Source organism: Pseudalkalibacillus decolorationis (assembly GCF_024609785.1).
GTDB lineage: Bacteria > Bacillota > Bacilli > Bacillales > Fictibacillaceae > Pseudalkalibacillus > Pseudalkalibacillus decolorationis.
In genome coordinates this window covers 38012-50701 of sequence record NZ_JANHJQ010000016.1, presented here as the reverse complement: position 1 = coordinate 50701, position 12690 = coordinate 38012, and the positions used below count along the sequence as shown (strand labels likewise).

Sequence of the window (12690 nt, the reverse complement as noted above, 5' to 3'; positions counted from 1 at the left end):
TTACATAATTTTTTTAAAAAAATAGAGGGGGTTAAGGCCATTCAAATGTAACGCAAAAAAGCAACAACGAGGGTTCGTTGTTGCAGTAGAAACAATATTTATCAAAAATCGTTCCCGTGCGTAAGATAGCCCTCCATATAGTTTCCTATATGACAGTCCTGTATTTATTCAATAGCAGAACCAGCTTCAAGAACATGAGATTCTTTCCGCTTCGGCAAATTCCCCTTTCCACAATGGTCAATGGATCTCATTATCCTCACAATGTGTACTAATGGTCTTTGCTCCTCTATCCTCACTTCAAAAGATATTGAAGTAAGAAAATATTTAATTGATTGTAATATAACAGAAGATTCTTTCTGTTGCAAGATTAAAATAGAGGATGTTTTTTTAATTACTTTTCTTTTGCAATTTCTTTTCTATTAGGAGCAAGTGGTGGTTGTTCTAACCATTTATTTTGTACCATAAGATTAAACCACTTTTTTGTTACCATTAGATTTTTTAGAATAGCGCTTTCATAAGTCTTTACAAGGTCTGTTCGCATGGCTGAAGCTAAACCTGCCCCGTGATATGATTGTGCAGCTTGAAACAGGAAACCAATATGATACAACATTAACTTATCGGAAAAGGGAGAGTCCGTTGAAGTTGTCACTTCCGTTTCCCATGATTTAGGAATTGGTAAATTATCCGAATGCATGATATCTGAAAGGGATTGTATTTGTTCATCCGCCGTTTTCTCGGAATGCTCTAAAAACTTTCTTACTTCTTTTGTTTGAGTGACTTGACTAAATCCGATAGAAAGAGTTTTAGCCATAATACTTTTTTTAAGGTTGAAAGAAATACTTATAATTTCTGGTGCAGATAAACGTCTTCCTTTTCCAAACAAACCATCTGTAAAATCTTGGCTAGAAATAATTTCAGGGTTCACGGCAGGGTAAAATAAAGGATCTCTTTGAAAATTCCCTTTCTCAAGCAACAATTCAATAGTTTGATGATACATTTTTTTCCCATCATTATCGCATGAATCGTAAAAATCCCTTAAGTCTTTTCTAACAGAAACACCTAATGCAGTGGTATGTCCGAGCATACTATGCAAAGTCATGATATGTAAATAAGTTAAGCAAAAAATATCAGTGAATAATCTTTCTGCACCTTTATTGAGGTCAGATTCAGTAAATCCAATTGGAACGGGAAATCCCTCGTTCTCCATAAAGGTTACGATTTGTTTCTTTTGTTTTTCGAATGTTTTGATAGCGTCCTCAAAAATATTTTTTATCGATTCATCTTCAATAATAGAGAACATATATCTTATTACTACATCTGTCATTGTTCCGTTTACATACTCTCCCCACAGTGTTCCTATTTCGGAAGATGTGAGTTTTAATTTATCCATTATCATCACCTATTGGATATTATTTACCAATTACGAAATAGATATGATGAAATGGGTGAAAAAATAAATAAATGACTTTAGGGCTTTTATGATAAATTGTATGGTTTCCTCCTGTTTACAAATAATAAACGGTAATAAGAAGGTTTCCAAATTGAAATTATTTGATTACTGGCCTCAATCTTTGGCAACGCAATATAAAAAGATACTAACAATCATCATCCGGATATTTATTATAGACAACCCTATGATAGTTTAAAGAAAAAACTTACTTTATCTATCATAGGGATTTATTTTTGCTACTCTATATTCTGAAAATAACAATATGCAACCAGTAACAGTTTACGCTTCGACATCTACTAAGTTATCTTTTTTACTTTTAAATCCGGCAACAATACTTAGAGTAATCACCAACACTGACAGTGCCAATAATGTTCCGGATAATGGTCGGGTAAATATTGCGAAGAAGTCTCCTTTGTATAAAGCTAATGACTGGAGCAGCGACTTTTCCATCAGGTCACCTAAAATAAACATTAAAGCTACTGGTGCAACGGGAATATCCGCCTTTTTCAAAAAATAGCCCAATAAACCAAATACGAGCAGCCCTCCTACATCCCAAAGACTGTTACTAATGGAATATGTTCCGACAATAGAGATGGCAATAATAATCGGAAATAATAGTTTAAATGGAACACTTGCAACTTTTGCCCACATTTTGGCCATCGGTAAATTCATGAATAATAAAAGCAAGTTTCCGATGAACATACTTGCGATGACTGCCCATACAAAATCGGGATGACGTACAAACAATGTCGGTCCAGGTTGAAGGCCATGTAAGATGAAGGCTCCTAACAATACGGCCATTGTTGCTGAGCTAGGAATTCCTAGTAAAAATAGAGGAATCAAAGCACCGCCGCAAAAAGAGTTATTGGCTGTCTCAGGTCCGGCAACTCCCTCAATTGCACCATTTCCAAATCGTTTAGGATCCTTGGAAATTCGTTTTTCTATCGAGTAAGACATAAGTGCTGGAACGACAGAACTTGTTCCTGGTATGAGCCCCATGAAAAAACCTAACCCCGTACCCCTTCCAATCGACATGAGTGATGGTCTCAACTCTTTACGGGAAGGAAAAAGCCCTTTCACAACTGGAGGCTTTTCAGGTTTTTTCATTTGTTGCTCAATACCTAACAATATTTCTGAGAGGCCAAACAAGCCCATCGCGATCGTAACAAAATTCAAACCGTCGATAAGATGTGGGATCCCGAATGAAAACCTAACAACTCCAGAACCTGGCGCCATGCCGACCATCGCCAACACTAAACCTAGCACCACCGCAATCGAACCACGAATGATTGATTTTCCGGCAAGACCTACAACCATCGTCATACCAAATACAATCAAGGCAAAAAACTCAGGAGGTCCGAAAGCCAATGCAAACTTTACTAGTTGAGGAGCGACTACTGCAACGCCGATGATCGCAACCGTTCCCCCAATGAAAGAGCCAATTGCAGATATTCCAAGCGCGACACCTGCACGACCTTGTTTTGCCATCGGATACCCATCTAAACTTGTTATAACCGAAGCTGCCTCCCCCGGAACATTGACCAAAACCGTTGTAATGGTACCGCCATACATGGATCCATAAAAAATCCCGGACAGCATGACAATCGCTGAGATAGGGTCCATTCCGAAGGTCATCGGAATAAGAAGAGCTGTACCCGCACTTGGACCTAATCCTGGTAAAATACCGACCATCATTCCTATTGAAACCCCAATTAAACAATACAATAAATTTTCCCATGTAAGCGCGATCTCGAATCCTGACATCAATAAATTGAATGCGTCCACGTTTCTCCCTCCTTTACCAACCGAATGCGTTTACCGGCAACGGAATATCTAGTAATGTTTTAAAAATAAAAAACAATGCGAATGTTACTATCGTTGAAATTGCAAGTGAAGAATACCATTTGAAATCAGGAAGAAGCATGATAATCGTAACGATGATACCGGCAATCAGATAACCCGTCCATGGAGCGATCAATATGAAAACCACAATGGACGCAACAACTGTTAATACTCGAAATAGTACCTTTCCTTTAGGAATTACATTTGAGAATGAAATTCTATTTTCTTTCCTTAAGCAATCAATAATGTACAATATTGAAAGCAGTGCAAGTACACCACTAAGCCAGGTTGGGAACAGACCTGGGCCAGGACCATATTCTCCGTAATATTGCAAAGGCTGAGATGACCAAAATATAAAACATGCAATCGATAGGATGAAAATTCCAATCCACACTCCAAAGTTTCCCACCCCAAAGCAACTCCCTTCCAATAATAAAGTCCTATTTTAAAAAGATACCCGGGCTAAAGAAACCCGGTTATCTAAGAATTACCACCCTAGTAAATCTTTTAATCCTTTTACGTCTTCTATATCCTGTTGTAATAACTTCAAATATTCATCTCCATTAGCGTAGAGAACCTGGGTACCTAGTTCTTTCATTTTTTTCTGATGTTCAGTATTATTGATCGCTTTTTCTAACGCGTCTTGCAGAATTTCCACTTTTTCCTCAGGTAATCCTTTAGGAGCTACCAACCCTCTTGTCGACTGGGAAATGATTTCATCAAAACCAGCCTCTTTAACAGTAGGAACATCAGACAAAAAAGATGACTTTTCCTTTGCAGTTATAGCAACTACTTTAAGTTGATTGTTCTGGTGCATTGAATAAGCTTCACCTACACTAGTTATTAACACATCAACATGTCCACCTAAGAATGAAGATCTTGATTCAGCTGTTCCTTCAAATTGAATAGCCCGAAATTTCGTGTCGAGTTTCTGATTCAATTTCAATGTAACTAAGTGGTCATCCCCTGCTACACCAGTTGCGGTAGTTGTTAGTTCATGTTTCTTTGCATAATCTATTAATTCTTTGAAATTTGTAAAACGGTCCTCATCTGCTCGGATGACGATTGCCCCGGGGTCTGCTACATGATTTGCCAATATTGTGAAGCTGTCTAAATCAATACCACGTTGCATTGTCGGATTAACCAATCCACTTGCAAAATTTGGAGAATTAAGATATCCTATTGTGTAACCATCAGGTTCGGCATTGGCGATTTCGGTCCAGCCAACCCAGCCACTGCCGCCTGGTTTATTGATAACATTCACCGGTACCCCTAATTCTTTTTCGAGATAAGGTTGTAATGTACGCGCTGTTGTATCCGTTCCCCCTCCTGCATCGTATGCCACGATGACATTAATAGGCTTGTTCGGGAATTTACCATCATCATTTTCGGAAGTTCCTGATGATTCCCCAGAAGTACTTTTACTTGATGCTGATTCTTGGCTTGAACATGCAGCAAGAGCTCCTGCTACTAATAATAAGACTAGGACAAATGAAAAGAGTTTTTTCAACTTAAGACACCCTCCTTAAATTATTATTAATTAAGCGTACCAACATATAAACTTTATCGGGATGCAAGCTTTCCGATATACCTGCCTATCTCACCTCCCTAAAGGTTTCAGTGTTTCCAACCTTTCATAAATGTCTTTTTCTATTAATCTATTTCTTTATTAATGGATAATTATCTCTCAAATTCTACTAATGCTGCTAGTAAAGCCTTAATGTAGCCGATTGAATAGGCAAATCCGATACTTGAGTAACTCCAGCCAATATTCGAGTTTGCCCAGTTCTTATTCATATCTGGATTATCACCTTCCATAAGCGGTACATGATCTGGATTAAGACATCCGTCATAGCCGACCTTTCGAAGTTCCAAAATGATCTTAAACATGTTCATGTCTCCATCATCCAGCAAAGCTTCCTCGAAACCTCCAGCCGTCGGTAAACTTCCCCTTACATTTCTGAAATGAATCAAGAATAACCTACCTTTGCGCCCATAGTGATTGATTTCATCCAATACGAGCGAACTGCCGCCTTCTTCAGCTCTTGTCCCAACGCAATAAATATAACCAACATTTTTATTTGGGAATTCATCAATGATACGGTGGAGTCCTAATCCTCCAAAAGGAGTGTCATGGTTAGGTGTGTCCGATGGATGCATCGCAATTTTGACACCATAATCCTCAGCAACCGGAACAGTTCTTTTATAGACTTCACGGAATTTATCACGCCATAACTGTGCTTCTCCAAGTGTTGGCGTTTCAGGCTTCACCTTAGTAAATCCCAGGCTTTCACCTCTTGATATAGCTCCACCTCTCTGTACTGCTTGATAAGTAGTGGTTAGACCGTGGATTACATCTCCTGCAAATCGTTGTCTCACAATCTTGATTCCTGCTTCTCCAAACACCTTTATAGCATTCACACTGTTTTCAACCTGCTGTTCGCTCCCTGGTTCACCCTGCATAAATGAATCTGTTATATCTGGAAGTGTTACGCGGTTTATATCCATTCCCCATGAACGAATTCGCCGTTTTTGCTTTAACAATTCATCGAGATCAGGGTAACCTTCTTCCTTAACGCCTGGAAATGAAGCGCCGTTCCCAAAGTCGATACAGTCAACACCTAACTGACTCATTTGTTTTAAATCACCGTCTGTTAATTCGAATGTGTTTGCCGTAATCGATACTTTCATCATGAGCATCACCTGTTTTCATTTAATTGTCTAAAAGAATGATAGAGTTCGTAATTTCTTATCACTTTATAAAGACTGTTTTTATAGAGGTGAAAAATTCAATAGCTGCTTGGCCTTGTTCCCTAGAATGGGAACTTGATTGTTTCATTCCGCCAAATGGCGCCTGAAGTTCAACACCAGCACTCTCCGCATTAACCCGAATCAACCCCGCTTCCATATCATCTACAAATGAAAGCATATGTTGTATGTTTGTTGTAAATATGGATGCACTAAGGCCATACTCCACATCGTTTGCAATCGTTAACGCCTCTTCAATGCTGTCCACTTTCATTAGGGCTAAAACAGGTCCAAAAATCTCTTCTTGAGCAATTGTCATTTCTGGTTTTACATGTTCAAAAACAGTGGGTTCCACAAAATAGCCCTTTTCAAATGGACCATCCGTTAATTGCTTACCTCCCTTAATCAATGTTGCTCCTTCTTCTTTACCTTTTTGAATGTAAGATAATATCGTATTCAATTGGCTCTCACTCGCACAAGGACCCATCCAAATTCCCTCATTCATTCCGTCCCCAATGGTAATTTCATCGATTCGGTATAAGAGCTTTTCTTTGAATTGGTCGTATATACTGCGATGGACAATCACTCGGCTTGTCGCCGTACACTTTTGCCCCGTTGAGCGGAATCCCCCGCTGATGGTGGCTTCAACTGCCAAATCAATATCAGCATCCTCTAATACAATCACTGGGTTTTTACCTCCCATTTCCAGCTGATACTTGGCTCCGCGTGCCAAAGCACCTTGACCAATCCTTTTTCCAGTCTCGTTTGACCCTGTGAATGTAATCCCGTTGATATCCTTGTTGTCAATAATTGCTTGTCCAATCACTGAACCTGGTCCTGTAACCATGTTGACAGCCCCTGACGGAAATCCTGCTTCCTGAAAGCATTGTAGGACTTTTGCTGCTGTTACCGCCGTTTCACTCGCTGGTTTCAACACAACTGTATTACCGTAAACCAAAGCAGGAGCCATTTTCCAAATTGGAATTGCAACTGGGAAGTTCCATGGCGTAATGACACCAACCACACCCAGTGATGCCCGTGTTGTATACAACAATGCACGATTGTCAGTAGAAGGAATTACATCACCGATTTTATGCATGCCTTCACCGGCGTAATACCGGAGAATGGCAACACCCCGTGCTGTCTCTCCCATTGCTTCCGGAAGTGTTTTACCCATCTCCCTCGTCATCGTTTCAGCAACCTCATCAAGGCGACTTTCTAAGATATCTGCAACTTTGTAAAGGTATTGACCGCGTTCTACTGATGATCGTTTTTTCCAAGATCGCAGAGCCCCTTTTGCAGCCTTTACGGAGTCATCGAGGTCTTTTTTTGATGATTTTTGAACGTATCCGACAACCTCGTCTGCATCTGCTGGATTTCGACTCTCCAAAACTTCACCTGTATTCGATGGAACCCACTCACCGTTTATGAAATTCCGATACTTCTTTTGCTCGATTTCTACACTCATTGTCTTCCCCCAATTCAATTTGTGAATATATTTTAATGACTGATCCGATATGGATACAGCCATCATTCAATTGAGTAACACCCTACAACACAAGTCATTTGATTGCTGTATTTTTCGGATATCGTTCCATCGCGACTTTGACGATTTTCTCCAGCTGTTGATAGTGTTCTTTTTCAACAGGAACAACCGGTGGTCGAACCGTATTGCCTACAGGATACCCGACAATCTCCATACCGGCTTTAATTAGTGAGACAGCATAACCTTTTTTCTTTTTACGGATCGTATTAATCGGCAGAATAATGTTTTGTAATAAATCATCAGCGGTTTCATGATCATTTTCTAAAAGGGCTTTGTGAAACATTCTTGAGATGTGGGGTATATAATTCGAAATTGCAGAAGAATAAGAAGTAAATCCAAGAGGTATGTAACTAGGCATCGTTACTTCCGCAAGCGGCATTCCGTTCAACCATTCAAGACGGTTACCGATAAATTGCGTTAATTCCATATTTAAGTCCATGTTACCGACACCGTCCTTAAAGCCGACAACCTGTGGAAACTCTACAAGACGTCCCAACGTATCAAGTGACAAAATCGCATTATCCCGTTGATAAACAATTGCATTCAGGTCTGTACTTTCAATAATAGATTTAAAATAACTGAATAGTCCCTCTTGTTCACCATGAATCAGATAAGGCGGTAAAATCAAATATCCGTCCGCTCCAAGGTCTTGGGAAAGCTGGGCTAATTCTACAGCAGTCGAAATATTACCTCCAACTCCGGTGTAAACCGGAATCCTCTTGTTTACAGATGAAACTGCTACCTCAACCATCGTCTTATACTCTGCCATGTTAAGTGACTGAAACTCTCCTGAACCACATGCGGTAAAGATCGCTGAGAGACCTTCATCAACGAGGTTCTCAATGTTCTGACTCAAAGCCTTTTCATCAATATCCCCTTTGCTGTTAAAGGGAGCGACTGGAAATCCTAAAATTCCTACTGGCGCTTTTCTTTTCATGTCCATTTTTTTCTCACCTTTCCTTTTAGAGGTTGTTCAAATAAGTCCGGTAAAAATAGCTGTCGAATTTCTTCGTTCCTTGAAAAAGGAGAACACTTTTCCTGCGTGCGAGGTACCGCTTCCGTAGGTTATTCTTGTGTTCGATCTCCGCGGACTTGCACACGGACGTGCTGACTTCGACGTTTTCACAGGACGTGAAGTCGTTAGTCGAAGTTCCATATGTACCTGTGTCTACAAGCGTATTCTTGGATGTAAGCTTCCTCGGTACAACTCGTAGTGTTTATGCTAGTACCGCTCGTCGTTCTGGTCCTCGAGATTTTCACGCCTCGAACTTCTTGGCTCTTTTTGTCCTCCTTTTTGAACACGCATTTATATGATTTAATTTTAAGAATCCTCATTAATGATCGTCATGATTTTTTTCCGGCCGTACTCGAGATGGTTATACATTTTTGTATGCGCTTCCATTACATCGTGTTTTTTAAGTGCATTGTATATGGCAATGTGCTGCTCCATCGTTTCCTCATGATCTTTATGTTCATGTGAAACTTGACGCAACATTTGGTCAACCATGTTCAATAGTGGATCAACCAGGCTCTCTACGATTACATTGTTTGCACTATAACCGATGATCCTATGAAATTCTTTATCAAACTCCGAATAATCATCTGGATTTTCACCCATTTTTTTGATGGTCTTTCTTAATTCTTCTAATTGCTTGTCCGTTATTTTCTTTGCTGCTAACGTGATCAAGCCGAGTTCAATGGAAATTCTTGCTTCCATGATGGACGGAATATCCCCTGTAGAAAGTGCCAGCATTAATGAGAATGGTTCACTTCCGATTTTTTCAGAAAAGAATGTCCCTTCGCGGGTTTTGCGATGAATGATCCCAAGCGTTTCAAGAGAACTTAGAGCTTCTCGTAAAACTGGCCGGCTCACATGAAGTTTTTCCATCAAAACTAGTTCTGTCGGCAATCTATCCCCTGCTTTAAAGTGCCCATTCTCCAGTAACTGAATGATTTGGTCGACAACTTGCTTCGAAAGCGTTTTCCTCTTCACCGATTTTATATTTACGTCTTTTTGATCCAGATTCATAATTCTCACCTTTAAATTTGTCATAAGTTAAATTTGTTTAATTGTAAGACAAATAGAATTATAAGTCAATAAATATTCGGAAAATTAATTTTATTATGAATATAAAAAATACCTCAAAATAGTTTTAACCTATCTCTCGGCAACATTTATTGATATTTAATTATTGGTAAAGTAAAAGCTCTGATTCCATTGAATCAGAGCTTTTCTTCGGTATATTTCTATGTTCTTTTTAATCATCATTTCGATACAACCCAGTATGGGATCGCATTCGACACAACAACTACGAATATCAATCCAATCCCAAGCTGTTTCTTTATCCTTCCATTTAACCTTTCACTTAAGATTTCAGAAATTCAATTTCAAGTAAACGATCCATTAAGTAGAACTACTCCACCTACACAACTTCTTATGTAAAATATTCCTCCAACTAATCATAAAGAAAGACGTAATCCACTGTTTGTGAATCGCGCCAAGAACGATCATGGAGTAATCATCCTGATATATAAGTGATTCCGTAATAACTCCTTTTATTTGAAAAATCTCTATGAAAATCTTGGCATAGAATCAACTTTATTCCAGAGTGTTTATAGTGTTACAATTTTATCCTTCTAATTTGGACAGCCCCTTTATTTACCACTATGCACTTTTTGAAGGTATAAATGACAAAGCGAAATATGGGATAATCAATTATCAGCCTGTTGGTCTTATAAAACCTGATTTAACACAAATACAAGAGCCCATTTTTAAAAAAGATTGATCATAACAGGCCCTTAAGATATTTCGTGAGGGATGATTTTTGTAAAAAAGTTTGATCATTCTCTGTCAGTGTTATTCAACAATTGGGCCCTTTTATGGAGGATAGTTCCTTAACCTAGGTAGACCGTCAAAATGTTGGCGAAATTCCTTGAATTTCTAATGGATGGATTGACCCGCCTTCATTATGATTGCCTTGATAATAAGTCCCACGGCAACTCCGGGAATCACAAAAAGCATAGGTAACCATACAGGACCGAGTAATGCTCCCATCATCTTAAAGGTAGGCGAAACAATGAGACCAACTGTTACAAAATAGGCGGAAAAAACAAACGGCAAAAATGAAAATGGCGATTGACCCCCACCCGCATCTTTGAAAGCATCCCACATCGAAAAAAAGTATAAACAGGGGTAAAACATTAGCCATTGATAATTCGCGTGTTGGATTGCTTTTTCAATTTCCCCATGAAAACTTAAAAAAATCACTTTGTTAAAGTTGGATTGAACGTTAATCAGAAATTCCAATACAATGAAAAGGAACCCCTTAAGAAACTGACCGTTCAAAATTTGACCAAATCCCGGTAATGCAATACTCCAAAAGAGTTTTTCATACTTATTATTTCGATTCATATGACCAGTCCAAATGATGAAGTTTTATCAAATTCCCTTTAGCTATTGCTCTTTTTTCGTGCGTCAAAAGAAAGCAATGGAATTCAGCATTAACTGATCTTTTGTCTTTATTTGTTGCTCTGTCCCTTTGTTAATTTTGTCCTGTCATCCGCTTGAGGGGGTTCTTCCAGCCATCCATTTTTGACCATGACCTGCCCACTATTTTTAGCGAAAGTAAATATGTCTTGTGCAGATTTTGCCAATTTTAAAGGTAAATCACTTCGTAAACTAAAGGCTGAACCGATAGCATTGCTTGTCAGACCAAAACTGGAGAAAACGCTGGTTTGATACATCATCATTTTGTCTGAAAAGGGGGCATTGGTTGAATCGGTTGCTGTCCCTGCCCACATAGATGGGGCGTGTATATCACTTTGACGCAAAACGTCACTGAATGTGGTAACGATTTGTTTCGCGAGTTCCTTTCCATCAAAGAAAATTTTTGCAGCATCTTTATTTTGGGCTGATTGGGCGAATCCGGTCATGAGTGTCATGCCTATTGTGTTTGCTTCTAAAGTTAGATAAAGGTGGGCAATTTCAACCGTATTTAAAGGTCTTTTGTGACTGAACAGGTTAAATCCAGACATATATTGTTTGTCGCGTGCAAATTCAACATCTTTTGGCATTGTGACATAAGGAGGACGAGGGATAGCCGAATGCTTTAACAGAAAACCCGTTGTTTGGTCAAAAGCTTCTTGAGCATCAGCCGTAAAACGCTGATATAACTTTCTTATGTCATCCCTATAAGCCATAGAAAGATGTATTGTGAAAAGCCCCATATTGATTGATGTAATCAAACGCAAGTGCATGATATCAAACATTTCATCGTATAGACGAGGTACCCCCGGTGTAACGTCTTTTTCAGTAAATCCTACAGGCAAAACAGCCCCTTCGTCCTGAAAAATTTTTATCAGTGTTTCTACATGTTCACTTTCCTTGTTGTAATAGGATTCTAAGATGTCTTTGGCTTCCGGGTTTTCTGCTTTTTCAATGTAGTATTCCAAAAACCTCATGTTCATCGTTTTGTTTTCATAGCCCATCCATAACGTTCCTAATTCTGCCGCTGAAATTGACAGGTGGTCTGAAGTGGTCACGTTTAAATCCTCCTAAGTTCAACTAGTTTTATCTTTAATCTTCCTCCAATTTTGATTTTTATTATTTTAAAAAGGGAGTTGTTTAAATTCTTTAAAAGGCCATATACTACAAATCTCCAAAGTTCAAAATTCTGTTGAAGTGATTAAATCCTTCAGAACCAAAAAGAGGTCGGGATTCCCCCGGCTTCTTCTTTTTGGTGATATTTTCTTACCTCAATTCAACATATATTCACATGATAAAGTTATAACACTGAAAATCCTGATTGAACGCATAAAACTTCAAGCTTGTTGTTCCACGATATGGACGCGTTTGTTGAATAACCGAATATATTCAGATTCTTAATTATTAACTTCTGTATAATCAACGTTTAAATTAGCTAAAAATGTTTTTAATTCTAGTAAGCTTTCAATTTTTATGTCTGCTTGTAAAAGCGCATCTAGGTAAACTGAAAGCCCTGATTCAACCGAATCAGAGCCTTCTGCTTGGTATTTGGTTTTGATTTCCTGTAAGGTGTCTAACCTTTTTATAAAGTTAAGTTCAGTTGTTCCATAATTCTTTTTA

Annotated in this window: 10 protein-coding genes and 1 riboswitch; all 10 genes read right to left on the bottom strand. The window is 38.7% G+C overall.

Features of this window, described 5'->3' with window-relative positions; all coding sequences use genetic code 11:
• Positions 1–118: 118 nt before the first annotated feature.
• Positions 119–297: riboswitch (Lysine riboswitch) on the bottom strand.
• A 94-nt stretch (positions 298–391) separates the two neighbouring features.
• The 10 genes from NON16_RS15710 to NON16_RS15665 all read right to left on the bottom strand — a co-directional run bounded on the left by NON16_RS15710 (position 392) and on the right by NON16_RS15665 (position 12128).
• Positions 392–1396 (bottom strand): DUF3231 family protein, encoded by a 1005-nt coding sequence (locus NON16_RS15710; RefSeq protein WP_257350355.1) that lies wholly within the window; start codon positions 1394–1396, stop codon positions 392–394.
• Positions 1397–1729: 333 nt separating this feature from the next.
• Entirely contained in the window at positions 1730–3235 is a 1506-nt protein-coding gene (locus tag NON16_RS15705) for a tripartite tricarboxylate transporter permease (RefSeq protein WP_257350354.1), read from the bottom strand.
• A 13-nt stretch (positions 3236–3248) separates the two neighbouring features.
• Positions 3249–3701, bottom strand: a complete 453-nt coding sequence (locus tag NON16_RS15700) for a tripartite tricarboxylate transporter TctB family protein (RefSeq protein ID WP_257350353.1) — start codon at positions 3699–3701, stop codon at positions 3249–3251.
• Positions 3702–3779: 78 nt separating this feature from the next.
• Positions 3780–4802, bottom strand: coding sequence for a tripartite tricarboxylate transporter substrate binding protein (locus NON16_RS15695; protein WP_257350352.1), 1023 nt, complete (start codon positions 4800–4802; stop codon positions 3780–3782).
• Between the two features lie 170 nt (positions 4803–4972).
• Entirely contained in the window at positions 4973–5986 is a 1014-nt protein-coding gene (locus NON16_RS15690) for a mannonate dehydratase (RefSeq protein WP_257350350.1), read from the bottom strand.
• A 58-nt stretch (positions 5987–6044) separates the two neighbouring features.
• Positions 6045–7508, bottom strand: a complete 1464-nt coding sequence (gene gucD, locus NON16_RS15685) for an alpha-ketoglutaric semialdehyde dehydrogenase GucD (protein ID WP_257350349.1) — start codon at positions 7506–7508, stop codon at positions 6045–6047.
• A gap of 94 nt (positions 7509–7602) precedes the next feature.
• Complete coding sequence (kdgD, locus tag NON16_RS15680) at positions 7603–8529, bottom strand: 5-dehydro-4-deoxyglucarate dehydratase (protein ID WP_257350348.1); 927 nt, start codon at positions 8527–8529, stop codon at positions 7603–7605.
• A 378-nt stretch (positions 8530–8907) separates the two neighbouring features.
• Positions 8908–9615 (bottom strand): FadR/GntR family transcriptional regulator, encoded by a 708-nt coding sequence (locus NON16_RS15675; RefSeq protein ID WP_257350346.1) that lies wholly within the window; start codon positions 9613–9615, stop codon positions 8908–8910.
• A gap of 912 nt (positions 9616–10527) precedes the next feature.
• Positions 10528–10998: a hypothetical protein gene (locus tag NON16_RS15670; RefSeq protein WP_257350345.1), complete on the bottom strand. Its 471-nt coding sequence runs from the start codon at positions 10996–10998 to the stop codon at positions 10528–10530.
• 107 nt (positions 10999–11105) lie between these two features.
• On the bottom strand, positions 11106–12128 hold the full coding sequence (locus NON16_RS15665) for a DUF3231 family protein (protein WP_257350344.1): 1023 nt from the start codon (positions 12126–12128) through the stop codon (positions 11106–11108).
• Between the last annotated feature and the right edge of the window lie 562 nt (positions 12129–12690).